Here is a 24,602-nt window from a genome sequence, read left to right as displayed (position 1 = left end):
TGTCAGGCGGCTTTCTTCAGTTCACCAAATGTCTTCACATCGACGATGCGCAGGTCGGCGGAGACCACGCCCTGGCGGCCGTCCTCGAACTTCACCTGGGTCTCGATGTATTGCGAAAGCTTTCCTGAATAGAGCGCGTCGATCAGCACCTTGTATTTCTCGGCGATGAAGCGGCGGCGCACCTTGCGGGTGCGGGTCAGCTCGTCGTCGTCCGGGTCGAGTTCCTTGTGCAGCACCAGGAAGCGATGGATCTGGGTGCCGGACATCAGGGCTTCGCTGGACAGGTCGGCATTGACCTTCTCGACGCATTCCGCGATCAGCTCGTAGGTTTCGCGCTTGCCGGCCAGATCGGTGTAGCCCGAGTACGGAATGCCGCGCCGCTCGGCCCAGTTGCCGACCGCTTCCATGTCGATGTTGATGAAGGCGCACACCATGTCGCGCTGATTGCCGAAGGCGACCGCTTCCTTGATGAAGGGGAAGAACTTCAGCTTGTTCTCGATGTAGTTCGGCGCGAAGATGTCGCCGGTGTTCATCTTGCCCACATCGGCGGCACGGTCGATGATCTTCAGGTGGCCCTGCTCGTCGAAGATGCCGGCATCGCCGGTATGGAAATAGCCGTCGCTGTCGATGACTTCGGCGGTCGCATCCGGACGCTTGTAGTATTCCTTGAGCATCGCGGCGGACTTCACCAGCACCTCGCCGTTGTCGGCCAGTTTCACTTCCACGCCCGGCGCCGGCAGGCCGACGCTGTCGAACTTGATGTTGCCGTCGGGTTGCAGGCAGACGTAGGCGCAGGTCTCGGTCGCACCGTACAACTGTTTCAGGTTCACGCCGATCGAACGATAGAAGCGGAACAGGTCGGGACCGATCGCCGCACCCGCGGTGTAGGCCACGCGCACGCGCGACAGGCCGAGCACATTCTTCAAGGGGCCGTACACGAACATGTTGCCGAGCGCATAACTGATGCGGTCCATGAAGCCGACCGGTTTGCCGTCGAGAATGTCGGAGCCGACGCGGCGCGCGACGTCCATATAGTGATGGAACATCTTGCGCTTGATCGCGCTCGCGTCTTCCATGCGGATCATCACGGTGGTCAGCATGTTTTCGAATACGCGCGGCGGTGCGAAGTAATAGGTCGGCCCGATCTCGCGCAAGTCGGTCATCACCGTGTCGCCGGATTCGGGGCAGTTCACGGTGAAGCCTGCGACCAGCGCCTGCGCGAACGAGAACAGGTGGTCGCCCACCCAGGCCATCGGCAGGTAGGACAGGATGTCGTCGTCCGAGGTCAGCTTGTCGAAGCCGACACCGCCTTCCGCGGCGGCGATGAAGGACGCGTGCGTCTGGCACACGCCCTTGGGCTTGCCGGTGGTGCCGGAGGTGTACAGCATCACCGCGGTGTCGTCACCGCGGCCTGCATTGACCGCGTTCATGAAGAAATCCGGATAGGCCTTGTCGAAATCGCGGCCGAGCTGCTGCACCTTGTCAAGCGATGCGAGTTCCGGCTGATGGTAATGGCGCATGCCGCGCGGATCGTCGTAAATGATGTGCGAGATTCGATCAAGGTTTTGCTTGATCTCGAACAGTTTGTCGACCTGTTCCTGATCCTCGACCACCGCGAAATCGATTTCCGCGTCGTTCAGCACATAGGCCATGTCGGTCGCCGGCGCATCCTGATACAGCGGCACGGCAACACCGCCGAGGCATTGCGCGGCAGCCATCGCCCAATACAGGCGCGGACGGTTGTCGCCGATGATCGCGAGGCTCATGCCGCGCTTGAAGCCCATGGCCGCGAGGCCGCAGGCCAGGGCGCGCACTTCATCCGCGACTTGTGCCCAGCTCCAGGTTTGCCAGATGCCGAGATCCTTTTCGCGAAAGGCCGGCTTGTTCGGCTTGGTTTGCGCGTGCTGCAGAAGCATGCGGGGGAACGTCCGTTCGCCCGACTTTATCGTGTCTGCCATCGTCCCACTCTCTTATAACAGGTTCTAACCGTCGTGGATGGACTGGAGCGCCTGCGTGGGCGAAGCCAAGCGTTGCCTCGGGTATATCCGCGGCAATCATCTGGGCTTACAATGTCTCCGTAATTTTTGTAATCAGGATACTAGACAGTTCAATTTTTGTGCGCTGTCATTTGACTGACAATCACCTGTTATTTCCAAACTATCGTTGGTGCGACGCACAATGAATTCAGAGAAAGTTTCCCTCAAGGACTTGCTGCGCCAGACTATCTGGGCAAAAGACCTGACTCCGGCTCAACTGGAACGCGTCGAAGCCGACACGGTCGAGCAATTCGTGCCGAAGGGAGGCTACATTTGCCGCAAGGGCGAAATGGTCGACGCCTGGTTCGGCATCATCGACGGCCTCGCGAAGATCAACACGCTTTCTCCCGAAGGGAAGTCCGTCACCTTTACCGGCATTGCGACCGGCAGCTGGTTCGGCGAGGGCACGCTGCTCAAGCAGGAGATACGCAAATATGATGTCGTCGCGCTGCGCGACAGCCGCATCGCGCGCATGCCGAGCAAGACGTTCATGTGGCTGCTCGATACCAGCCTGCCCTTTACCCGTTTTCTGCTGATGCAGTTGAACGAACGCCTCGGCCAGTTCATCGGCATGGTCGAATTCGATCGCCTGCTGGACGTCGACACGCGCGTCGCGCGCTGCCTTGCAGCGCTCTTCAACAATCATCTCTATCCGGGCACCGACATGTTCCTGCAGGTGTCACAGGAAGAGATCGGCTATCTATCCGGCGCGTCGCGCCAGCGCGCCAACCAGGCGCTGCAGGTGCTGGAAAAGGAAGGGCTGCTCAAGGTCGACTACGGCGGCATCCGGATCCTTGATCTGGAAGGCTTGCGGCGCTTCCAGGCATGAGCCTCAGGCGCGATTTTTCATCATTGACGGAACAACGACTCACCACATGGACAAGCTTTCCGCGGATCTGCCTACCTTCGATACCCTTGCCGCGTTCTGGTCCGGTCCGGTGCTGGCCACCAACCTGATCGTGTTCCTGAGCCTGTTCGGCGCCTTGCTGCTCGGTTTGCTGGTCGGCTACGAACGCTCCTATCGCGGCCGCGCCGCCGGCATGCGCACGTATGGACTGGTCTGCATGGCGTCGGCGGCATTGACCGTCATCGCCGGCTATCCGGGCGACTGGTACGGCGGACAGGTCATGGTCGGCCTGGGCGCCGATCCGACCCGCATCATCCAGGGCATCGTCACCGGCGTCGGTTTCCTCGGCGCCGGCGTCATCATGAAGGAAGGCTTCAACATCAGCGGCCTGACCACGGCCGCGTCCATCTGGGCGGCATCGGTGATTGGTGTGCTGGTGGGTGTCGGCTTTTATCTGTCGGCGATCCTGCTTGCGTTGCTGTCGGCCATCTGCATGATCTGGGTGCCGAAGGTGGCGAGCTGGCTGCCGTCACGCGCCGCCATCGCCATCGAAATGCGTTTTCGCGAGGGATTCTCGCCATCCGAAAACCGCTTGCGCGAAGCAGCCGTGAAGCGGGGATATGAAATTGCCGGCGGCACGATCTCGATCGCCGTCAAGGAAGGCAAGACCGAGTGGCATTTTGTCGCGGTCGCCTTCGACAAGAACAGCGGCGCGCCGATCAGCGATCTCGCGCGCGAGATGTCGCAGTTCGAAGGACTGGACGCCTTCCATCTCTCCCACGCGCGCAATTAAAGGCGCCGCAATATGGTCGGCTTGATATTGCTCAGGCCGGACCTGCCCGTTCCTCCTAACATCGATCAGGCGCGTCGCGCCCCCATCGTGCTGCGCTTCCTTCCTTGAAACATTAACCGTTACCAATGGAGAACGCCATGTCGAATGTAATGAAAGTGATCGAAGTGCTGGCCGAATCGCCGACCAGCTGGGAAGATGCCGTTGCCGCCGCAGTGGTCAAGGCGAGCGAATCGGTGCATGGGATACGTTCTGTTTACGTCAAGAATTTCGAAGCGCAGGTCGACAACAATCGAGTCATCAATTATCGGATCAATGCCAAGGTGACCTTCGAAGTCGATTGAAACTGCATGCAGCGATACGGAACTCCGTGCAGTACCCAACGGAGTTCCGCGCGCCGTCTATCTTCTCGCCCACATCGGCGAGTACTTCAAGCGAGTACTTCAGCCGCTGATCCCGATCCCCGCCTGCTCGCTGCGCGTTCTGCGCGCGCTTTCGGTCATGCGCTGCGACATCGTCTCGATCATTTTCTGATTGAAGGCCGGAATATCCCCCGGCTTGCGGCTGGTAACCAGATTGCCGTCCACCACGACTTCCTGGTCGACCCAGGTACCGCCGGCATTGCGAATATCGTCCTGCAGCGTCGGCCAGCTCGTCATGGTGCGGCCCTCGACCAGACGCGCCGATACCAGCAGCCATCCGCCGTGGCAAATGGCGGCAATCATCTTGCCGTCCTCATCCATTTCCTGCACGAAGCGTTGCGCTTCGGGAATGACGCGGATCTGGTCGCCGTTCATCACGCCGCCCGGCAGCAGGACCGCGTCGAACTCCTTCGAATCGGCCTCCTGGAAAGTCAGATCGACGTCGAACTGATCGCCCTTCGTATCGTGGTGAAATCCTTGCACCTTGCCGTGCTTGCTTGAAATGACACTGGTGATCGCGCCTTGCTGTTCCAGTGCCTGGCGCGGGTCGGTGAATTCGACTTGCTCGAAGCCGTCGGTGACGAGGATGGCGACATTGATGCCCGAGAGAGCTTGTTGTTCCATGATGCTTTTCCTTTCGTTGACGTGAACCGCGCATGCGGCAGTTCGAGGCAGGTCAGGTTCGACTGGGACGCATCGGCTTAGTTCTGAAGCGCCGTACTACGTACAAGAAATCCCAATGTGATGGATTCGCGGAACAGTCTTCTTGTCTGTCATGTCCAAGTGAAAATTCAGGTGTCGCCCATCATGGCGATTCATGGCGCGCAGCCGGCGCGCACAGGAAAGGTTGCCGCATCATGAACACCGAACAGGATCCGACGCGCGGCATAGACCTGGGCAGCGATCCTGCCGAAGGGTTCGAAGCGCTCGCGATGCCGTCCGCCGATACGCCGAAGCTGCCGCCGGATGCGGTTGTCATCATTCCGCTGCGTTCGCTGGTGCTGTTTCCCGGCATGATCGCGCCGATCAATCTCGGACGCGAGCGTTCGATTGCGGCCGCGCGCGAAGCGGTGCGGCGCGACCTTCCGGTCGGCCTGGTGCTGCAGCACGATGCCGAGGTGGATGCGCCGACGCCGGAGCAGCTGTATCGTACCGGCACCATGGCGAGCGTGCTGCGCTTTATCGCCGGGCAGGACGGCGCGAACTATCTGGTCTGCCAGGGCGAGCGGCGTTTTCGAGTCATTGAATTCCTCGAGGGCTATCCTTTCCATGCCGCGCGCATCCAGCAGCTGCAGGATGCGGAAGAACATTCGGCCGAAATCCAGGCGCGCATGATCCAGGTGAAGGAGCGGGCGGCGGAAATCATCGAGCTGCTGCCGCAAGTCTCCGGCGAGTTGACCGGCGCCGCGGAAAACATCGAATCGGCCTCCGCGCTGGCGGACTTCGTTGCCGGCCTGATGGACTTGCCGCTGCAGCAAAAGCAGGACCTGCTCGAAACCCCCGACCTGCGCCAGCGCCTGGACAAGGTGCTCTGCTTCCTGGTGCGCCGCATCGAGGTCCTGCGCCTGTCGCAGGAGATCAATGAACAGACCAAGGAGCGTATCGACGACCGCCAGCGCGAATACCTGCTGCGCGAGCAATTGAAGACCATCCAGAATGAATTGGGTGAGCCCGAAGGCATGCTCGACGAACTGGATGAGCTGAGCGAGGCCATTGCACGCGCCCGGATGCCGGAAGACGTGGAAATGAACACGCGCAAGGAATTGCAGCGCCTGCAACGCATGTCCGAAGCGTCGGCGGAATACGCGATGCTCTCGACCTGGCTCGAGTGGATGAGCGAACTGCCGTGGTCGGCCGCCATCGAAGACCGCATCGACATCGCCGAGGCGCGCCGCATCCTCGACGAAGACCACTTCGGCCTGCAGAAGGTCAAGCGCCGCATCCTCGAGCATCTTGCGGTGCGCAAACTCAACCCCAACGGCAAGAGCCCGATCCTGTGTTTCGTCGGCCCGCCCGGCGTCGGCAAGACCTCGCTCGGCCACAGCATTGCGCGCGCCACGGGCCGCAAGTTCGTCCGCGTGAGCCTTGGCGGCGTGCATGACGAAGCGGAGATCCGCGGCCACCGCCGCACCTATGTCGGTGCCTTGCCCGGCAATATCATCCAGGCGGTGCGCAAGGCGGGTACACACAATTGCGTACTGATGCTCGATGAGATCGACAAGCTCGGTACCGGCATGCACGGCGACCCATCTTCCGCGATGCTCGAAGTGCTGGACCCCGAGCAGAACGTCAGCTTCCGCGACCATTATCTCGGCCAGCCATTTGACCTGTCGAAAGTGTTTTTCATCGGCACCGCCAACATGCTCGATGCCATCCCCGGTCCCTTGCTCGATCGCATGGAAGTGATTCGCCTGCCCGGCTACACCGAAGAAGAAAAGATGCAGATCGCGCGCCGCTACCTGGTCACGCGGCAACTGGAGGCCGCGGGACTGAACGCGCAGCAATGCGTGCTGAGCGACGAAGTCTTGCATGCGCTGATCCACGATTACACGCGTGAAGCCGGCGTGCGCAACCTCGAGCGGGAAATCGGCAACCTCATGCGGCATGTCGCGGTACGGGTTGCCGAAGGCAGCGCGGAAAATGTACAGATCGGCGCAGACGACCTGGCGGATATCCTCGGCCCGCTGAAGTTCGAGAGCGAACTCGCGATGCGCACCAGTCTGCCCGGCGTCGCTACCGGACTTGCATGGACGCCGGTGGGCGGCGACATCCTGTTCATCGAAGCCAGCCGCACGCAGGGCAGCGGAAAGCTGATTCTCACCGGACAGTTGGGCGAAATCATGAAGGAAAGCGCGCAGGCCGCGCTGACGCTGGTGAAGGCGCATTGCGATGAACTCCAGGTCGCCGCAGATGTCTTCGATAAAAATGACATTCATGTCCATGTGCCCGCCGGCGCCATGCCCAAGGACGGGCCGAGCGCCGGCGTGGCGATCTATGTCGCACTGGCATCGCTGGTGCGTGACAAGCCGGTGCGCAACGACTGTGCAATGACCGGAGAAATCAGCTTGCGCGGCCTGGTGCTGCCGGTGGGCGGCATCAAGGAAAAAGTATTGGCGGCATTGCAGGCCGGTATCAAGACCATCCTGCTGCCGGCGCGCAATCGCAAGGAACTCGACGAAATTCCGGAAGAGGCGCGCAAGCAATTGCGCTTCGTCTGGCTGGAAACGGTAGACGAAGCAATGCGCGAATCCATTGGAAACCTGATTATTGGAGATGCCTCATGAGCAGAGATCTTGACAAGGTGCGCAATGCATTCTTTCCCCTCGCGAAAAGCGGTGAGGCCGATCAGCGGGAAAAACCTTTGCCGGCGCTGATGCCGCAGCCGAGCGGATTTTTCACCTTCCGCTATTCCTCCATCGAGATCTATTCCGAAGGCGGCAACCTGCATGTGAAGATGAAGGAAACGCGCTACCAGGATGGACGGCTGAAATCGGAGGAATGCGAAGGCACGCTCGATCGCCAGGCCTACGACCGCATGGTGAACGAAGCGCAGGGCTATTTCCTGAACCAGATGGCGAACTTTGCTCGCCTGTTGTATCTGCCGTTCTCGCGCGGGCGGCGTTACGACGAATAAGAGTCGATCGCGATCATCAACTGTTTCGGCAGGCGTGCGTTGACCATCGGCTCATAGGCCATCCGCGATTGCAGCAGATGCACGCGCCGGTCACCGGCAAACAGCGAGGCCAGCACATCCGCGGCAAGCCGCACCGAGAAATGCTGCGCGGCGCACAGATGTGCTCCCGCGCCGAAGCTGAGGTGTTCACCGTTATTGCTGCGCGCGATGTCGTATTGATCGGGATGCGCGAAGACGGACGGATCACGATTCGCGGCCGCCAGCACCACCAGCACCGGCTGCCCGGCAGGGATGACGATGCCGTCGATCTCGATGGCTTCGGTCAGGACGCGCCGTGTATTCTGGATGGGTGAATCAAAGCGCAGCGTCTCGATAATCATTTGCTGCCAATGGCGGCCCTGCACGATGTCCGGATGCTGCAGGGCATGCAGCAAGCTGTTTCCGAGAATGCCGCGCCCGGCATCATGGCTCTGGATCAGCAGACCGATCAGGTTGGATACATACAATGCTCTGCATGCGTCGTCGTCGGCCAGTGAACGCAAGGCATCGGTCTCCTGAAAATGCTGCTCCACCAGAGAGAAAGCCTCGCTCGCCGCGTCATTGAGTTCAGCGAGTTGCTGTTGCGATGGATGAGGCAGCATGATCTTCGTCAGCGCAGCGATCCGCGGCAGTATCCGCTCGATCGCAGACACCGGAAAACCGAAGGCCGTCATTACCGCCAAGGCCGGCAGCTTCTTGCAGACCGCGTCCACCCAATCGATTTCTGCGGAGCGCGTTCTGCCAAGCAGAGCCTCTAGCAGCTCGGATGCGGGCAACGGCTGCATCATGCGAAACAGCCGCAACACTGCCTCCCTGCGCGCCGCATGCTCGGGCGGATTGCCCAGGCGAGCGAGATTCGCCGCCAGCATCGCCGCCGGCGCATTCAGGAGCGCTGTCGTCGTCGGTGCTGGAGCAGGAATATGGGCAGTGCTCGCCGCAAGGATGCGCTTGCATCCCGCATGCGAATACACGGCCCATATGCCCGTGCGTTCATCGTGACAGACCGGATGGTCGGCACGCATGCGCGCATAGAGCGCATACGGGTCATCGACCTCGGATTGCAGAAACAGAATATTTTCCATGCTGTCCTATTCCTTTCCATGTCCGATGGCAGGAAAGCGCTGCGGCGCCTGCTCACGGTCGAACATTCCGTAGTCGCGGATGATCGTGCCGCACAGAACACGCGATGGCGAGACGGCTTCTCGCGCCGTTTCCTCGCGCCAGGCGCGTGCGCTTGCGGCATTGGTGAAATCGATCAGCGCGATCTGCTTGTCTGGATTGCTCAGGCTGCGCAAGCGCTTGCACCCCGCCAGGCTCGCATCGGGGTATTCCCACAGGCCGAGCTGTGTTTGTTCCCGGCCGACATCGGCATCATCGTCGCCAGGTATTCGCAGGACGCGAAGCCGATAGTCGGAAAAGATGCCTTGCCGTCCCTGCGATTGCGCCGCATGGTGCTCGCCGTCACGCCGCCATGCGACGAGCGCGGCCTCATCCCGCCAGCACGACAAGGATAATATCCAGCCCGGATCGCTCATGCTGGCGAAGCGCTCAATCGACAGAAAACCGTCGATCGCATCCAGTTTCGGGCGTAGCGCGGCTGCAAGATCAAGATAGCGCTGGTATCCGCTTTCCGACGGCAACACTTCAAAGACAACAGCAAACATGGTGTCCTCCAATGACGATGGGGCCATGATACGATGACCGTTCACGGGATATTTCATTGAGAGGTGAAACATGGAATCCGCAATGCGCATCGCGAAAATGGCGGCCCTGCTTGGCGATCCTGCACGCGCCGTCATGCTGTGGTCGCTAATGGACGGTCGTGCCCGCCCAGCCGGAGAACTCGCGTTTGCGGCAAACGTGTCTGCCCAGTCGGCAAGCGGCCATCTGGCAAAACTGGTCGACGCGCATCTGCTCTGCGTCGAAACGCAGGGGCGGCATCGCTACTACAGGCTGGCCGACCACTCGGTTGCGCTTGCGCTGGAATCGCTGACCGCGATCGATCCGCCGCCGCGCGCAAGAGTATTGCCGGAATCAAAATCGACGCCGCCGGCAATGCGTTTCGCGCGGACCTGCTATGACCATCTTGCAGGCGAACTTGCAGTGCGCCTGCTGCTGCAGATCGAAAAGAAAGGCCTGCTCGTGCGCAATGAAAAACATTTCGAACTGTCCGCCAAGGGAGAAAAGGCCTTTGCGCAACTCGGGCTCGACTTGGACGGGATCAGGCGAAGCAAGCGGCAATTCGCCTGCGGATGTCTTGATTGGAGCGAACGCCAGTTCCATCTCGGCGGCGCACTGGGTGCGGCCTTGATGGATGCGATGTTGCAGCGTGCATGGTTGCTGCGCGTGCAGAAAACGCGGGTGCTGCAACTGACGCAAAAAGGCAGGGATGGTTTGCGTGAGGCATTCAATTTCATTGCATAGACATGCCGGCAATTTGCTGCCGTGAAAGCGAATCGCGTACGCATTCACTTTGGAAATGCCGCTCCTTCGAAGATGTCATTAAAAAAGCTGAGAACCTGCTAACAAATTCGGGTCTAAAACTGACCGTTGGCCGTTTTTCAAACATCCGACATTCCAATTGAAGGAGCGAGTATGAAGAAATTACCCATTGTTATATTTCTGTCGCTGATCGGCATGGCGACGCAGGCGGTGGCCCAGAGCACGACCACGACCACCACGACCGTTGATCCAAGCAAGCGTACCCCGGAAGCATCGGGCGCCACGGCCGGCACATCCGGCACATCCGGCACTTCTGGTACCTCCGGCACTTCTGGTACCTCCGGCATGTCCGGAACATCCGGCTCCGGTGCCGCCGACACCCCCAGCACGGTGACCACCACGACTACGAAAACGCCGCCATCCAGCAGCGACAGTGGAACGTCCGGTTCTTCCGGCATGAGCAGCAGCGGAGCTTCGGGCACGAGTTCCGCGCCGAGCACCAGCACCACGCCGAGCACCAGTACCGATACGTCGGGAACCTCGGGCACCAGCGGCACGACCGGTTCTTCCTCCACCGATTCAAGTAGCGGTGCGGGCGGCGCCGGCCTGAAGGTTCCGCCGACACCGGATTACGGAAGCTCGGGAGCGGCGGGCAGCTCAAGCAGTGGCACCATGGGATCGGGCAGCTCCGGAACGGACTCGTCGACCTCGGGCACCGGTTCAGGTACAAGCTCAGGTACCAGCTCCGGCACCGGAAGTTCGACCTCCGGCACGTCCTCGGGTACGTCATCGACGGACCAGTCGACCAGCGGAAGCGGCGGCAGCGGCTCCTACGTTGCGCCCTCCGGTTCGGATTCGTCCAGCGGGACGAGCGATCCCTCGAAGGAAAAAATGCGTCGGGACGACAGCTCGACGACGAAATAGGGCAGAGCACCCGCTATCGCATTGACACGCCCGCCTCCGGCATGTTTGTCGGTGGCGGGCGCAGTTCGGTAGTGAAATGTGTCCGCCGGACGGATGCGGCGGAGCGGTGAGTGATCGCGGCTGGCGAGAACCGCGCTCCTGTGCAAAGACCTTAGTGCTTGTGAGCGGCGGCAGCGCCGTTCTCGACGCGCAGCGGTTCACCGCCGAGGTCGACCTTGGCGAGATTCTTGGCCTGGTCGGTGATGTACTTCACGCGTATGGTCTTGGCAGCGACGCCGTTCTTGATCAGCTCGTTCTTGACCTTGATCGCGCGCGACAGGGCGATCGACTTGGCCTTCCCGGTCTTGTGCTTGTCGCAGTAGCCGGTAATCACGATCTTTTTCGAGCGCTTCGCGTTCGTTGCGAGCCTCGCAATCAACGCCTGCGCGTCGCTGTTCAGCTCGACGGTTTGCGCGTCGAATTCAACGATCGCCGGATTGGTCAGCGCGGCCTGCGCGCCGTTGTCGGCGGCGGGCGCGGCGGTGCCAGCCTTGTTGTCGGCCGGCTTGGCGGTGTTTGCCTGCGGCTGTGCTTCCAACGCGCTTTGCGCCTGACTGTCGCCGTTGCCGTTTTCCATTTGCGCGCAGCCGGCGAGTGCAATGAAGGATGCCGCGAGTGTGGCGGCGGTCAATTTCGAAAACATGAATTTCCCCTTGAAGTAGTCCGCCGTGCAACAACGCGGGTATGCTGTACGACGGTGAATGAAAACTGTGTGCCTGTCCGCAGTCCTGTTTATTCAGGTGTCAGCGGCTCCCATTGCACAGGCTGTTAATATAAAAACAACGTCAATCATTGTATCAAAATCGGGACTGCCGTCCGGAAAAGCTGGCGTTCCAGCCGCGATTGCGACATGCAAACCCATGGAAAGGTCGTTGACAGGGAGGGGAGAAAATGAGCAAGGAACGGCAAACTTCGGCATTGCGCCGCGCCATGTTGCGTCGGCTGGCACTTGCGGGTGCAGCCGGCAGCGGCATGCTGGCACTGCTGCGCGAGGCCATCGCGTCCGGCCCGGAAGGCGGAATGCGCAACATCAAGGGCGAGGTGCATGTCGACGGCAAGCCGGCCACACTTGGCCAAACGATTCTGCCGGGCCAGACGGTCACTACCGGCGCTGGCGGCGAGGCTGTTTTCGTGATCGGCAAGGATGCCTTTCTGCAGCGCGAAGACAGCAGCTTCAGGATCGAGCGCGAGGCCGGCGTTGTCGTCCTGCGCTACCTTAGCGGCAAGATCCTGAGCGTGTTCGGCAAAGGGCGCAAGAAACTCATCACGCCGACTGCCACTATCGGCATTCGTGGCACTGCCTGTTACATCGAAGCGGAAGAAGCGCGTACCTACTTCTGCCTTTGCTACGGCCACGCGGTGCTGACGCCGTTTGCCGATATTGCCCGTCCGCGCGTGCTGCGCACCAGCCACCATGAGCGGCCGCTCTACATCGGCATGGAGAAATCCGCAATCACGCGAGCGCATGTGGTCAATCATCGCGACGCGGAACTGATCATGCTGGAAGCGCTGGTGGGACGCCGGCCGCCGTTCTACGGCAAACCGGAGCGGACGTACTAAACCCCTTACTTCCTGAACAGTTTTTTCACCACGCCGCCGATGCCTTCCGCGGCGCCGCCTACGCCGCGCGTCAGCCCCTCGAGGCTGATGCCCAGGGTTTCCGCGACTGCGGACCCGACACGCCTGGCGAAACTGTCATTGAGCGAGAATTGCGGATCGTTCAGATTGCCTTCCAGCGTGAAGTCGATCGAGATCTGACCGTTGCGGTTTTTCAGCGCGGCCACCACCGCCTGGCGCGGCACACCCATGAAGGTGCCGAAGGGGCCCTGGCCGGGTGCCAGTTCGAGGCCGGTCAGTGTCACCGTGCCTGGCGCATGCAGCCGGTTGTTGCGCACGGTCGATTTCAGCTTGAGGTCGAGCGTGCCCCGGCGCACGCCGGTTTCCGAGGCCTTGATCAGGTAAGGCTGCAGCGCGACCATGTCGACTCCCTGCAGCTTGGTGGTGATTTCCGAATTCTTGTCCGCCACTTCGGCCCAGCCGTCGATCATCACTTTGCCGTTGCGATTCACGCCCTTGACGCTGCCATCGAGCTGGATGCGGGTGCGGCCATTCAGGGCGGGAAGCTGCAGGTCGTCGATTCGCGCATGCAACTGGTCGAGCCGGGTCTTGTGCGCCGGCTGGCGTACCGTGGCGTCGAAGAATTCCATCACGCCGTCATGCAGCTCGATGGTCCCGATGGACACCGGCAATGCTGTTGACGTTTTCTGGCCGCCGTCCCTGGCCGGGGCTTCCATCAGGCTCGGCAACAGATGCACCTTGCCGTCGCGTGCGCGCAGGACAGACACGTAGGCTTTTTCCACCGAAATGCGAGGCACATGCACGCGCGCCGAGATCAGCCCGAGCAGATCGGGCTTCACCACAATGCGCTCGGCGCGCAAGGCATCCTCGGCCGGCCAGCCCTTCGGTGCGCGAATGCGCATGCCGCGCAGCTCGATCGCCGACCAGCCGACCACGATCTCCGCGACTTCGCTCTCCGGCCCCAGCGCCTGTTCCACCTGGCTCTTCAGCGCACTGGTTGCGAAATGCAGGCCGAGCGAGGCAGCGGCCCCCAGTGCCACGACGACAATGAGCGTGACAGCGATCAGGCGTTTGATGGTTTTGCTTTTCATTCCTCACCTATTTCATGCCGGAACCCGATCATAAGCCACGATCCTGTCGTTTGAGCCGGAAATCGATTTCTCCCGAACGCCCCGGCAGATCGAGCGTTGCGCGCGCCGCCGGCGACCGGCTGACGACGCGTCCCCGGCGAATCACATAGCGCCGCGCCGCGCGCAGCCGGATCGCCTCTATCGTGCTGCCCGCGTCGAGGATCACCAGATCGGCATGGCTGCCGGCTTTCAGGCCATAGCCTTCCAAGCCGAGTATGCGCGCCGGCGTTTCCGTTACTGCCATGAAGCACGCATGCATCGCCTCCTGCCCCGTCATCTGCGCCACGTGCAGGCCCATGTGCGCCACCTCCAGCATGTCGCCGGAGCCGAGGCTGTACCATGGGTCCATCACGCAATCATGACCGAAGGCCACATCGATGCCGGCCGCCAGAAGTTCCGGCACGCGTGTCATGCCGCGTCGTTTCGGATAACTGTCATGCCGCCCCTGCAAGGTGATATTGATGAGCGGATTGGCGATCGCGGCAACGCCGGCTTCATGCATCAGCGGCAGCAGCTTGCTGACGTAATAATTGTCCATCGAATGCATCGAGGTCAGGTGCGAACCGGTCACGCGCCCATGCATGCCGAGGCGATGCGCATGATACGCGAGCGTCTCGATATGGCGCGACAGCGGATCGTCCGATTCGTCGCAGTGCATGTCCACGCGCAAACCCTTGTCCGCCGCGAACTCGCACAGCAGGCGCACCGATTCCGCGCCGTCCGCCATCGTGCGTTCGAAATGCGGGATGCCGCCGACCACATCGACGCCCATCGCGATCGCACGTTTCAGATTGCCGAAGGCGGAAGGGCTGCGCAACAAGCCATCCTGCGGAAACGCCACCAGTTGCAGGTCCAGCCAGGGCGCAACCTGCTTCTTCACGTGCAGCAAGGCTTCCACCGCCAGCAAGCGGTCGTCGCACACATCGACGTGGGTGCGAATCGCCAGTAGGCCGCGCGCCACCGCCCAGTCGCAATACTGCAGAGCGCGTTCCACCAGCGCTTCCTGCGTCAGCAACGGTTTCAGCTCGCCCCACAAGGCAATGCCTTCGAGCAGGGTGCCGGACTGATTGACGCGCGGCAGTCCGTAGCTGAGCGTCGCATCCATGTGGAAATGCGCATCGACGAAGGGTGGCGTCACCAGATCTCCGGCAGCGTCGATTTCCTGGAGGGCATGCACATGCAAGCCAGGGCCGAGGGCAGCAATGCGACCGTTTTCAATGGCGATATCGATGTTGCGCGAGCCATCCGGCAGGGAAGCGTTGCGTATGAGCAGATCCATCAGGAGCGTCCTTTTCCCATGCATTTACGTGTGTTGATACGGCGGCAGGCGAGTGCCGCAATCCTTGCAATACTGCGCGCCCGGTTCATGACCTTCACTCAGGCAATTGGGACAGGTGCGCGTGGTGACGACGCGCGTCAGGCGCTGGGTCGTCATCTCCGCCGTGACGATCCCGGTCGGCACCGCCAGCACGCCCCAGCCGAGCAGCATCATCACCGATGCGATCGCCTTGCCGAACTCGGTATGCGGCGTGATATCGCCATAGCCGACCGTGGTCATCGTCACGATCGCCCAGTACATCGCCTTCGGAATGCTGGTGAATCCGTTATTCGGCCCCTCGACGACATACATCACGGTACCCATCACCAGCACCACCATCATCACGATAGACAGGAACACCATGATCTTGCGTCGGCTCGCGCGCACGGCATCGACCAGCACCTGGTATTCCTGCATATACATGGTCAGCTTCAGGATCCGGAAGATGCGGATCAGGCGCAGGATGCGCACATCGAGCAGCAGGTGCACTTCGGGAATGAAAAACGCAAGGTAAGTCGGCAGCACCGACAGCAGGTCGATGATGCCGAAGAAGCTTGTTGCATATTGCAGCGGACGTTTCACACACACCAGGCGGGCCAGGTATTCAATACTGAACAGGATCGTAAACGCCCATTCGAGCGTATCGATCAGCGTCCCGTACGGCTGGCTGATCGCATGCACGCTGTCGAGCATCACCACCAGGATGCTGCAGAGAATGGCGACGATCAGCGACAGGTCAAAACGCCGCCCGGCGACCGTGTCGGCCTCGAAAATGATCGTATACAGACGCAAGCGCCAGCCGCTGTCGGGCCTGCCGAAGTGCGGCTGCGGTACCACGGGGGCGGTGGAAGTGCTTTGTTGATTCATGATGAATGCGTGGTTCAGGACGGCGTGTAGCAGACCTTACTGCAAGAAGTGAGGAGATGCAATTTCAATAAAACACCGCAAGCCAGATCGTTTCCGTGTTTTCCGCAGTCCATTCCACGCGATGCTTCTCGTGGGCCGGAATATTCACATAGGCGCCTTCGGTCAAATGCATCACGCGGCCATCCTTTTCGAAACGCAAGCCCGCCTCACCCTTGAGCAGCAGCACCCATTCATTTTCCGGCTGGTCGTACCAGAAGCCGGGCGGCGAGCAATGACCCTTCGACACGATTTTCTCGATGCGCGTGCCATGTCCCGTCGCGAGTACCTGAACGAACTCCTCCGGCAGTTGCGTCGGAATCCGTCCGTATAAATTGCCTGTCTCCATGATCTTGCCCCTGTTGATGGTGTGGTCTGCCTGTTTTTCGCGCCCGAGGGCAGACCGAATTAAATTCGATAATGCCGGTTGGCGGGAAATAAATTGCTGCGAACCGGCATATTCCGTGAAAAGAACGCAAGATAATTTTCCCCGAACTTCCCCATAATCCCCATCCGTGACCTATCCCGTTCACAGAGGCAGGCGTTACGCGACATAATCGCTCGCGCCTTGGAGATACTTCAACGAGGAACAACAATGATGAAACTGAACAAGATTATCGGCGCACTTGCATTGCTCGGCCTGGCCGGCGCGGTGTCTGCGCAAGAGACGGTCGTCAAGATCGGCCACAGCGGCCCCTTGTCCGGCTCGCAATCCTTTTCCGGCAAGGACAATGAAAACGGCGTGCGCCTGGCCATCGAGGAACTGAACGCGAAGCCGATTACCGTCGGCGGCAAGAAGCTCAAGTTCGAACTGGTCAGCGAAGACGACCAGGCCGATCCGAAGTCGGGCGTCAACGTCGCGCAGAAACTGATCGACAGCGGCGTCAAGTTCGTGGTCGGTCCGTACAATTCGGGCGTCACGATTCCCGCATCGCGCGTCTACAGCGAAGCAGGCGTGCTGGTCGCGACCGTGGCTTCCAATCCGAAGATCACGGCACAAGGCTACAAGAACCTGTTCCGTGTCAACGCCAGCGATTCCCAGCTCGGCTCCAAGATGGCGCTGTACGCCGCCAAGGAACTGAAGCTGAAGAACGTGGCAGTGGTCGACGACCGTACCGCCTTCGGTCAGGGCGTTGCAGAAGAGTTCGAGAAGCAGGCGAAGGCATCCGGCATGAAAGTGGTCGGGCATGAGTTCACCACCGACAAGGCATCCGACTTCACAGCCATCCTGACCAACCTGAAAGCCAAGAAGGCCGAAGCCATTTTCTATGGCGGCTACGCTCCGCAAGGCGGCCCGATGGCGCGCCAGATGAAGCAGCTTGGCATCAATGCCAAACTGCTCGGCGGCGACACCATCTGCGTGACGGAGATGGGCAAGCTCGGCGGCGACGCAGTGGGCGAGAACGTGCTGTGCGCACAGGGCGGCGCTATCCTCGACAAGGCCGCCAACGGCCCGGCATTCAAGGAAAAGTACAAGAAGCGCTTCAGCCAGGAGCCGGACGTCTACGCGGCTTCGTTCTATGACGGCATGATGATGTACGCCGATGCGATGAAGAAGGCCAATTCGATCGACCCCGCGAAAGTCGGCGCCGAAATCTACAAGGGCTCCTACAAGGGCGTCGCCGGCACCTATGCGTTCGACGACAAGGGCAACATGAAGCAGTCGCCGGTCACGGTGTTCACCTTCAAGAATGGCCAACCGGCTCCGCTGACCAGCTACTGATCGCGCTGTTCAATCCGGGAGAAATGAAGAGGGAAGCGGCAACGCTTCCCTTTTTTTATCCTCAGGCCGGTTCGGGCGCGGCATCGTTGATCGCGGGCGCAACCTGCAGCCTGTTGCGGCCGTTGCCTTTCGCCTTGGAAAGCGCCTCGTCCAGGCGCGAAAAAAATGCCCAGCCGGTCTGCTGCGCTTCATGTTGCGCGACGCCGAGGCTGATGGTGATGTGGCGGTCCGGCACGATGCTGGAAAAATCATGCAGGTCAATCGCCTCGCGCAGCTTTTCCGCGACCGATGCGGCCTGTTCCAGCGCGCAGTCCTTGAGCAGGACGATGAATTCCTCGCCGCCCCAGCGCGCCAGCACGTCGCTCTCGCGCACGGTACTTCTTGCCAGTTGCGCTACCTTGCGCAGCACCTCGTCGCCGGCCTGGTAGCCGTGCGCTTCATTGATCTGCTTGAGAAAATCGATGTCGAACAGGATGCCGGACAGCGGCCTTCCGCTGCGCTCCGCATCCAGCCTGGCATGATGAAACACAAGGTCGAATGCCTGTCGGTTCAGCAGCCCCGTCAGCGCATCGCTGCCCGCCATCCGATCCAGTTGCCGGCGGTGGCGGCGCAAGGTCAGCAGCACAAGCGACAATGTCAGCGCCGTGATGCCGATGCCGATCGCCAGATTGAGCAGGAATGCGCGCCGCACCGGAGCGGCAACCGCGCCCGCGTCCTGCTCCACCAGAAGATGCCATCCCAATGTCGGCAAAAAGCGCGAGCTGACCAGGATGCGCCGGCCGTCGCGCCGGTATTCGAACCAGGCCGGCTTGCTGTCCTTGTGCAGGAGCTGGTGCTCGATGTCGCTGATCCCGGGCGCCTTGTGCAGCGAGCCGTGCAATTGCCTCATCGTACTGCCGGCCAGCACCACCGTTCCCTGCGCATCCACGAAATAGGCGCGGCTGCCGAAGCGGCGCTGGGTGTCTTCGATCAGTTCGCCCAGCGTTTCCGCCTTCAGCCCGACGCCGGTCACGCCAAGGAAGGCGCCGTCATGGTCGAGCATCCGGTGGTGGACGAACACCGTCACTGCATTGATGTTTTCGCTATCGACATCGACGATGGACGGCGTGTGTGCATCCCTGGCACGGAAGAACCAGCTGTCCTGGGGATCGTTTTCCTGGATGCCTTTGAGCGTGCCGTCGGCGTAATAGTATTTGCGGCTGCGCTCGGACACCAGGAAGGCGGTGACCGCCCCCTGCTGTTGCCGTACATCGGCCAGATAGCGCACGATGGAATCCGGATCGCTTTCGCCATTGAGCAGCCAGTCCCTCACGAAGCTGTCGTTGGCCATCATGGATGCGATGGCTGCCGGCCGCCGCAGCTCGGCTTGCAGCACGGATGCGACATGGTCGCCGATCAGCGGCAGCTGGCGGTCGGCGAGATCATGTTGCAATGCAGTCCTGGCGGCAAAGTAGCCGGCGGCGGTTGTGCCGAACACGGCGCCCAGCAGCAGGATGGCGATCCAGACGATGGCGCGATAAGGTTGGAGGAATGACTGCATGGCGCTCCCTGATGACGGTCGTGGCCGGTTGCACTTCGCATATTGTTGTCGTTAGCCGCGAGCGCGCCCTGAACCAAGTATGGGGCATCGCGACCGCGCCATGCAATATGGTGTTGCAGGAATGCCTGTTGACTTTGCGTGCCACATTGACAATATTGGGGCGACACCCTGCTAAACTGGCGCTGCCGGCGCCCGATGCGCGGCGCAGCAAAAGACAGTTCTGGAACTCATTCCTTCGATGGCGGAAGTGGCCGCGTTCATGCAATGAGTCCCGGTTCGACAACATGGGAGGCGAATGTGCCCGATCTACTGGATCAGTGGTTTGTGAATGACAGCTTCATGCCCCATGGGCATTGCTATTTGTGGACCCCCGAGTTGCTCTGGACGTACCTGATTTCGGATGCGACGATCGGCGTCGCCTATTACGCGATTGCGATCGCGCTCCTGTATTTCGTGAAGCGGCGCGGCAACGTCCGTTTCCATGCGTTGTATTTGAGCTTCGCCCTGTTCATTTTCGCCTGCGGCACATCGCATCTCGTTGCCATCTGGACCATCTGGCAGCCGGTGTACGGGCTGGATGCGAGCCTGAAGGCGCTGACTGCGGTTACATCCGCTACGGCGGCGATTCTTTTGTGGCCGGCGGTGCCGAAGATGCTGCTGCAGCCCAGTTCTTCCCAATTACGCAAGGTGATCGCACAGCTCGAACACGAGGTCGACGAGCGCAAGAACGTGGAAGAGGCATTGCGGCAGTCGCAAGAGACCTTGCGCGAACTGGCGGCCTACCAGGAGCGCATACGCGAAGACGAGCGCAAGCGCATCGCCCGGGAAATTCACGATGAACTGGGACAGAACCTGCTGGCCTTGCGGCTCGATGTTTCGGGCCTGCACGCGCGCGCCGGCGATCGTCATCCTTTGCTGCGCCAGAGAGCGGCCGAGGCGCTGGGTTACATCGACACCACGATGAAGTCGATCCGCAGCATCATGAACAATCTGCGACCGCCGGTGCTGGATCTCGGCCTGCATGCCGCAATCGAGTGGCAGGTGCGGCAATTCGAACAGCGCAACGGCATCAAATGCGACCTGGTGATGAACGAGGACGGCCTGACGCTGCAGGATGCCCAGGCGACGGCGATCTTCCGCATTCTGCAGGAATCGCTCACCAACATCGGCCGCCACGCGCATGCCAACCATGTCGAGATCGCCCTGACCATTGCACGTGATCGCTTGCTGTTGACGGTCCGGGATAACGGCGTCGGCATGTACCCCGGCGACCGCCGCAAGCCGCGCAGCTTCGGCCTGGTCGGCATCCAGGAGCGCGTCAAGATGCTCAACGGCGAACTGACGATCGACAGCCGTCTCGGTAAAGGTACCGTGCTGCAGCTTTCCGTTCCGCTCGACAGCAAACAGACGCTCACGACGGCGTTTAGCACATAGGCAGGGATTTGCGTTTGGTCACGGTTTGTTCCGGTCGAACACGTAAATTCCACGAATCATTGTTCGCCAGAGTTTGCCATGGCCAAGCACAGCGGAGCATTGGGCCGCATCAAGGCGCTCGCGCCGCAGGAATATGAAAAGGTCGATTCCCATGCGCAGCCATCGAATCGATCGCCGACAAACGCGGCAACACGCCGTCCATCTGCCGCAAATGTCATGTGCGTCCGGCGATCATCGACTCCTACCTCGACGGCAGCATGCTGCACGCCTTGCAGGAGCGGCGCCTGCTCGAACGTGGACCGGAGCCGCCGCAAAAAAAACGGACTGCGGTCAAGGGCCGGAAGGCACGCCGTCGCTGAAATATATTCAGTCGCGCGACACCATCGGAAGATGCAATAATCCTGTCGTGCCTTTATTTCAACCATCTTCAACGGACGGAAAACAGATGATTCTTGAACTCGCCGACATTCGCATCCAGCCCGGCAAACAAGCCGAATTCGACGACGCCATCCAGCGCGGTCTTGCCCAGGTCATCTCGAAGGCCAAGGGTTTTCGCGGTTACAAGATCAACAAGGGCATCGAGTCGCCGGAACGCTATGTGCTGACAATATTCTGGGAAACGCTGGAAAACCATACCGTCGATTTCCGCCAGTCGCCGGCTTTCCAGGAATGGCGGGGCATCGTCGGCCCCTATTTCGCGGTGCCGCCCACGGTCGAGCATTTCAGCTTGCTGGCGAAGTCCGACTGAGCTTACGTTGCAGATTTGAAGCTTGAAGGCATGGTCGTCGGGGCGCAATGTTGCTTTTGAGACATGAATTCAAATCGTTTTGCGGCCCGCGGTGATATGATCTTGAATCGAGTCAAACCCATGCCATCAACTGCTGCTGCCAGTGAGGTCAAACAATAATGTCATTCAATGCTGATGCCGTCATCCTGATGCTCGCCATCTTACTGGCCGCAATCGTCTTGGCTGTGCTGGCTTATATAACTGCCAACAAAATCAAGGCGCGCCGGCAGCAACGGGACATCGCTGCCATCAGGGCTATCATCATTGACTATTTCCGGCGCACCGGTGTGGAAGTGTCGGCCGACTGCTTCCGCAGTGCGGCAGGCTTCACCGCCGTTGTCGAGTCGGAGCCGATGAAGCGATTCCGTCTTTCGCACATCATCGAAATGACCGTGCGCGAACATGTGCGCAAGGCATGTGACCTGGAACTCGACAAGATCTACTGGCGCTTCCCGATCAAGGACGCGGTCCAGGCTGTCGCCGTGGCGGACGCCAACGGCAGCAGCAACGACAATGCAGGCGGGAACAACACCGAGGCTGGCGGTGAAAAGAAATCGGATGAGCTGTCCGACGAATACATCAACGAAGGCCTGGAACATTACCGGCATATTCCCAAACCGGAAGTGACCGAAATCCCGTGGGAAACCTTCGAGCAGGTGGCCACCATCGGCAAGGAAAAGAAGGGCGAGGAATAAGCTTCGCCCCGCTGCGCGCCAGTGTCATTCGCGCGACGCCATTTCGTTCTCCGCTGGACAAGTTTCTCCGCACACCCCAGCATAGGATACAAGAGCCCGTCTGAACATCCTGGCGGGTGCGCTCGCCACGATGTTCAAACAGGTTCCGACGCATTGCGCATCGCAATGCACCGATCCTGTCGCGTTATACCGTCAATCCGGAATCAGCATGACTACCATTTCGCAACCCAATATCAAGCTCCGCCCGCTGGAGCGCAACGACCTGCATTTCGTCCACACGATCAACAACAACAGCAACATCATGCGCTATTGGTTCGAAGAGCCCTACGAAGCGTATGTCGAACTGGTGCAGCTCTACGATCGCCACATCCATGACCAGAGCGAGCGCCGCTTCATCATCGAGAACGACGCGGAAGAACTGGTCGGCCTGGTCGAGCTTGTCGAGATCAACTACATCCACCGCCGCGCCGAATTCCAGATCATCATTGCGCCCTCATGGCAGGGCAAGGGCTATGCCATGAGGGCGACGCAGATGGCGGTGGAATATGCGTTCTGCGTGCTCAACCTGTACAAGCTGTATCTGCTGGTCGACAAGGAAAACGTGGCGGCGATCCACATCTACGAGAAATGCGGCTTCGTCACGGAAGGGGAACTGGTGGGCGAGTTCTTCGTGAACGGCGTCTACCGGGATGCGATCCGCATGTGCGTGTTTCAGACGAAATACCTGGCGACACGGGAACCAAGGACCTGATCAGGCAGCATAGCAGCCGCAGGTCACGACCATGTTGCCGACTCGTTCGACATAGACCGACTTGCGCTTGATCTCCTGCGTCACGGGGTGGGCGAATTTGTAATTCACCCAGCCCGAGCCATTCCCCATGCCGGTGGCAATCATGTCGCGGATGAACGGCTTGCCGTCGGGGTCCAGCATGTTGATGGCTTCCGAGTTGAGGAAATGGCGATTGGCGCCATGCGCCCTGACAACGCCCTTGTCGTCGTAAATGCCGATGTACAGGTCCTTGTGAATGAAATGTCCCTTGTTCAGCTTGTTGACATCTTCAAGCAGGCCCTCGAGCCCGTTTTCGCCGGCGAACTTGACCGCCTTCTTGACCAGCGCCAGCGCTTCGTCCGCATTGCCGACCTCGGATCCCATCTTGAAATGCGATACCGACTGAGACAGCGTTGACGCATTGTCCTTGAGGCTGACGGCCGATGTCAGCGCCTGTGCCACCAGCTCCGCGCTCTCGTGCGCCGTCTTGTCGAAGACGATGATCGATTCGCTGATCTGGCTGATGCCGGCGCTTTCCTCCTGACTTGCGCTGGCGATATCCGACATGAAGCCGGCGACGTGCTTCACCGAGGTGACGATTTCTTCCATCGTCTGTCCGGCCGCATCGACCAGCTGCCCGCCGGAGTTGACCTTTTCCACCGAGTCGGTGATCAGATGCTTGATCTCCTTGGCGGCTTCGGCCGATCGTTGCGCCAGACTGCGCACCTCGGCGGCCACCACGGCAAAGCCGCGTCCCTGCTCGCCGGCACGCGCCGCCTCCACCGCCGCATTGAGCGCCAGGATATTGGTTTGAAATGCAATACCGTCGATGACGCTGATGATGTCGACGATCTTGTGCGAGCTTTGCTTGATCGCGTCCATCGTGCTCACGACGTCCTTCACCAGATGCCCACCCTTGAGCGCCAGATCGGAAGTCGACGCGACCAGTTGGTTGGCTTGCGCCGCATTGTCGGCGTTGTTCTTGACGATGGAAGTCAGTTGCTCCATCGAGGCGGCGGTTTTTTCGATCGACACGGCCTGCTCTTCATTCCGGCTCGACCATGCAGTCGTGTCGTTCTTGACCCGCCCCGCGGTGGTGTCGATGGCGATCGAGCCGCCACGCACGTCGCGCACGATGACGGACAGGGAGTCCTTGATGTCCTCGAATACATGCAGGATCTCGGCCACCTCGCCGGTAGCCTGTCCCTTGAAAGATGCCGTCAGATCGCCGGCGGAGATGCTGCGACCCAGCGTAACGGCTTCCTGCAGCGGATGGGCCAGACTGCGGTTGATCCACCATGCGAAGAACAGATTCAGTGCCAGCGCCGCTATTCCGAGGGCGACCACCGCAATGCCCGCCCCGCCAGTCATGCTTAGCCCGGCGATGACCGTCATGGCTCCAACCGCGACGAAAATCACGGCAACATTCAACGACAGCAACGAAGCGATCCGCAGCTTGGCAAGGCGATTGAACATAGTCCCTCCGGGGCGTAACCCGCAACGCGCGAGTGCGCGTGATTGTAATTTTGATATGTGTACGGAATTCCGGACT

Annotated in this window: 26 protein-coding genes; 14 read left to right on the top strand and 12 right to left on the bottom strand. The window is 60.5% G+C overall.

All coding sequences use genetic code 11. From position 1 onward, the window contains the following. Positions 1-2: 2 nt before the first annotated feature. Positions 3-1,958, bottom strand: a complete 1,956-nt coding sequence (locus tag E6W33_RS22715) for an AMP-binding protein (protein WP_136419653.1) — start codon at positions 1,956-1,958, stop codon at positions 3-5. A gap of 220 nt (positions 1,959-2,178) precedes the next feature. Between E6W33_RS22715 and E6W33_RS22710 the strand changes: the two genes are divergently transcribed. The 3 genes from E6W33_RS22710 to E6W33_RS22700 all read left to right on the top strand — a co-directional run bounded on the left by E6W33_RS22710 (position 2,179) and on the right by E6W33_RS22700 (position 4,017). Beyond that, positions 2,179-2,865: a Crp/Fnr family transcriptional regulator gene (locus E6W33_RS22710; protein ID WP_136419652.1), complete on the top strand. Its 687-nt coding sequence runs from the start codon at positions 2,179-2,181 to the stop codon at positions 2,863-2,865. Between the two features lie 67 nt (positions 2,866-2,932). Beyond that, positions 2,933-3,676 carry an MgtC/SapB family protein gene (locus E6W33_RS22705; protein ID WP_136419745.1) on the top strand — a complete coding sequence of 248 codons (744 nt, stop codon included), beginning with the start codon at positions 2,933-2,935 and terminating at the stop codon, positions 3,674-3,676. A gap of 137 nt (positions 3,677-3,813) precedes the next feature. Continuing rightward, positions 3,814-4,017 (top strand): dodecin family protein, encoded by a 204-nt coding sequence (locus tag E6W33_RS22700; protein ID WP_136419651.1) that lies wholly within the window; start codon positions 3,814-3,816, stop codon positions 4,015-4,017. A gap of 99 nt (positions 4,018-4,116) precedes the next feature. Here E6W33_RS22700 and E6W33_RS22695 read toward each other — a convergent pair whose 3' ends face one another. Next, the gene (locus E6W33_RS22695) at positions 4,117-4,719 is read right to left on the bottom strand and encodes a type 1 glutamine amidotransferase domain-containing protein (RefSeq protein WP_136419650.1); all 603 of its coding nucleotides are present in this window, start codon (positions 4,717-4,719) and stop codon (positions 4,117-4,119) included. 308 nt (positions 4,720-5,027) lie between these two features. Here E6W33_RS22695 and lon point away from each other — a divergent pair, with 308 nt between their 5' ends. Together lon and E6W33_RS22685 are read left to right on the top strand one after the other, a co-directional pair. Beyond that, the gene (gene lon, locus E6W33_RS22690; protein WP_136419744.1) at positions 5,028-7,379 is read left to right on the top strand and encodes an endopeptidase La; all 2,352 of its coding nucleotides are present in this window, start codon (positions 5,028-5,030) and stop codon (positions 7,377-7,379) included. Further along, a complete protein-coding gene (locus E6W33_RS22685) occupies positions 7,376-7,729 on the top strand; it encodes a hypothetical protein (RefSeq protein ID WP_136419649.1) in 354 nt (117 codons plus the stop codon). Before lon ends, E6W33_RS22685 begins: the two co-directional genes overlap by 4 nt. On the opposite strand, the gene E6W33_RS22680 is transcribed toward E6W33_RS22685, so the two are convergent. Together E6W33_RS22680 and E6W33_RS22675 are read right to left on the bottom strand one after the other, a co-directional pair. Further along, positions 7,717-8,850, bottom strand: a complete 1,134-nt coding sequence (locus tag E6W33_RS22680; protein WP_136419648.1) for a cytochrome P450 — start codon at positions 8,848-8,850, stop codon at positions 7,717-7,719. The genes E6W33_RS22685 and E6W33_RS22680 overlap by 13 nt on opposite strands. 6 nt (positions 8,851-8,856) lie before the next feature. After that, a complete protein-coding gene (locus E6W33_RS22675; RefSeq protein ID WP_136419647.1) occupies positions 8,857-9,432 on the bottom strand; it encodes an antibiotic biosynthesis monooxygenase in 576 nt (191 codons plus the stop codon). A gap of 70 nt (positions 9,433-9,502) precedes the next feature. Here E6W33_RS22675 and E6W33_RS22670 point away from each other — a divergent pair, with 70 nt between their 5' ends. Continuing rightward, positions 9,503-10,192, top strand: coding sequence for a helix-turn-helix transcriptional regulator (locus E6W33_RS22670; protein ID WP_136419646.1), 690 nt, complete (start codon positions 9,503-9,505; stop codon positions 10,190-10,192). Positions 10,193-10,329: 137 nt separating this feature from the next. Here E6W33_RS22670 and E6W33_RS27330 read toward each other — a convergent pair whose 3' ends face one another. Then, on the bottom strand, positions 10,330-10,785 hold the full coding sequence (locus tag E6W33_RS27330; RefSeq protein WP_211097413.1) for a hypothetical protein: 456 nt from the start codon (positions 10,783-10,785) through the stop codon (positions 10,330-10,332). 97 nt (positions 10,786-10,882) lie between these two features. Between E6W33_RS27330 and E6W33_RS27325 the strand changes: the two genes are divergently transcribed. Then, positions 10,883-11,134, top strand: a complete 252-nt coding sequence (locus tag E6W33_RS27325) for a hypothetical protein (RefSeq protein WP_211097412.1) — start codon at positions 10,883-10,885, stop codon at positions 11,132-11,134. Positions 11,135-11,285: 151 nt separating this feature from the next. Here E6W33_RS27325 and E6W33_RS22660 read toward each other — a convergent pair whose 3' ends face one another. Beyond that, entirely contained in the window at positions 11,286-11,816 is a 531-nt protein-coding gene (locus tag E6W33_RS22660) for an OmpA family protein (RefSeq protein WP_136419645.1), read from the bottom strand. Positions 11,817-12,064: 248 nt separating this feature from the next. Between E6W33_RS22660 and E6W33_RS22655 the strand changes: the two genes are divergently transcribed. Continuing rightward, a complete protein-coding gene (locus E6W33_RS22655; RefSeq protein ID WP_211097411.1) occupies positions 12,065-12,733 on the top strand; it encodes a hypothetical protein in 669 nt (222 codons plus the stop codon). A 5-nt stretch (positions 12,734-12,738) separates the two neighbouring features. On the opposite strand, the gene E6W33_RS22650 is transcribed toward E6W33_RS22655, so the two are convergent. The 4 genes from E6W33_RS22650 to E6W33_RS22635 form a co-directional block, all read right to left on the bottom strand. Further along, positions 12,739-13,842 (bottom strand): DUF748 domain-containing protein, encoded by a 1,104-nt coding sequence (locus E6W33_RS22650; protein WP_136419644.1) that lies wholly within the window; start codon positions 13,840-13,842, stop codon positions 12,739-12,741. 28 nt (positions 13,843-13,870) lie between these two features. Beyond that, positions 13,871-15,160, bottom strand: coding sequence for an amidohydrolase family protein (locus E6W33_RS22645; protein ID WP_136419643.1), 1,290 nt, complete (start codon positions 15,158-15,160; stop codon positions 13,871-13,873). Positions 15,161-15,184: 24 nt separating this feature from the next. Further along, a complete protein-coding gene (locus E6W33_RS22640; protein ID WP_136419642.1) occupies positions 15,185-16,066 on the bottom strand; it encodes an ion transporter in 882 nt (293 codons plus the stop codon). A gap of 64 nt (positions 16,067-16,130) precedes the next feature. Further along, complete coding sequence (locus E6W33_RS22635) at positions 16,131-16,451, bottom strand: cupin domain-containing protein (RefSeq protein WP_136419641.1); 321 nt, start codon at positions 16,449-16,451, stop codon at positions 16,131-16,133. Positions 16,452-16,700: 249 nt separating this feature from the next. Here E6W33_RS22635 and E6W33_RS22630 point away from each other — a divergent pair, with 249 nt between their 5' ends. After that, positions 16,701-17,825, top strand: coding sequence for a branched-chain amino acid ABC transporter substrate-binding protein (locus E6W33_RS22630; RefSeq protein ID WP_136419742.1), 1,125 nt, complete (start codon positions 16,701-16,703; stop codon positions 17,823-17,825). A 61-nt stretch (positions 17,826-17,886) separates the two neighbouring features. On the opposite strand, the gene E6W33_RS22625 is transcribed toward E6W33_RS22630, so the two are convergent. Next, entirely contained in the window at positions 17,887-19,365 is a 1,479-nt protein-coding gene (locus tag E6W33_RS22625) for a diguanylate cyclase (protein WP_136419640.1), read from the bottom strand. A gap of 297 nt (positions 19,366-19,662) precedes the next feature. Between E6W33_RS22625 and E6W33_RS22620 the strand changes: the two genes are divergently transcribed. The 5 genes from E6W33_RS22620 (at position 19,663) to speG (ending at position 23,032) form a co-directional block, all read left to right on the top strand. Beyond that, entirely contained in the window at positions 19,663-20,799 is a 1,137-nt protein-coding gene (locus E6W33_RS22620) for a sensor histidine kinase (RefSeq protein ID WP_247869745.1), read from the top strand. Positions 20,800-21,017: 218 nt separating this feature from the next. Beyond that, on the top strand, positions 21,018-21,158 hold the full coding sequence (locus E6W33_RS27150) for a hypothetical protein (RefSeq protein WP_168798726.1): 141 nt from the start codon (positions 21,018-21,020) through the stop codon (positions 21,156-21,158). Positions 21,159-21,244: 86 nt separating this feature from the next. Then, entirely contained in the window at positions 21,245-21,547 is a 303-nt protein-coding gene (locus E6W33_RS22615) for an antibiotic biosynthesis monooxygenase family protein (RefSeq protein WP_136419638.1), read from the top strand. 158 nt (positions 21,548-21,705) lie between these two features. Beyond that, complete coding sequence (locus E6W33_RS22610) at positions 21,706-22,281, top strand: hypothetical protein (RefSeq protein WP_136419637.1); 576 nt, start codon at positions 21,706-21,708, stop codon at positions 22,279-22,281. Positions 22,282-22,489: 208 nt separating this feature from the next. After that, the gene (gene speG, locus E6W33_RS22605) at positions 22,490-23,032 is read left to right on the top strand and encodes a spermidine N1-acetyltransferase (RefSeq protein ID WP_136419636.1); all 543 of its coding nucleotides are present in this window, start codon (positions 22,490-22,492) and stop codon (positions 23,030-23,032) included. Here the strand turns inward: speG and E6W33_RS22600 are convergent, their stop codons facing one another. Further along, the gene (locus E6W33_RS22600) at positions 23,033-24,526 is read right to left on the bottom strand and encodes a methyl-accepting chemotaxis protein (RefSeq protein ID WP_211097410.1); all 1,494 of its coding nucleotides are present in this window, start codon (positions 24,524-24,526) and stop codon (positions 23,033-23,035) included. It abuts the gene before it with no gap. Positions 24,527-24,602: the final 76 nt, after the last annotated feature.

The sequence above is a fragment of the Herbaspirillum sp. ST 5-3 genome, from assembly GCF_004804275.1.
Taxonomy (GTDB): Bacteria; Pseudomonadota; Gammaproteobacteria; order Burkholderiales; family Burkholderiaceae_D; genus Noviherbaspirillum.
Note: the sequence above shows the minus strand (reverse complement) of the source record. Positions and strands in the feature narration are given on the sequence as shown.